This is a genomic window from Vibrio sp. Vb0937 (assembly GCF_033338855.1).
This window is the reverse complement of sequence record NZ_JAWOTK010000396.1, coordinates 1-279: the sequence shown is the minus strand read 5'-3', so window position 1 is coordinate 279 and position 279 is coordinate 1. Positions and strand designations below refer to the sequence as shown.

The window sequence follows — 279 nt, the reverse complement described above, 5'->3', positions numbered from 1 at the left end:
ATGGGATGTTAATGATGTGGTCAACCTTGCAGGCACAGGCTCATGTAACACTCTCTTTGATAAAAAAGTTATTCACGTTAATCGATTTGACCTGGCTAGTGAATTACTAGAAAGCACTGATGCAAAAAGTGCACTGATGACCATTACATTGGGAACCGAATTGAAAGACGCGACTGATATTCGCACGCAGCAGTCGTTTACTGCGATGCAAAGGAACTGGCAGTAATGAAGAAACAACAAGGTGCAGCTGCGTTATTAGTTGTGAGCGTATTGCTAGTT

At 42.3% G+C, this 279-nt stretch carries 1 pseudogene; it reads left to right on the top strand.

Annotated elements, in window-relative coordinates:
- Positions 1–226, top strand: a pseudogene (locus R7P67_RS26005) (pilus assembly protein PilW); the annotation flags it as partial.
- Between the last annotated feature and the right edge of the window lie 53 nt (positions 227–279).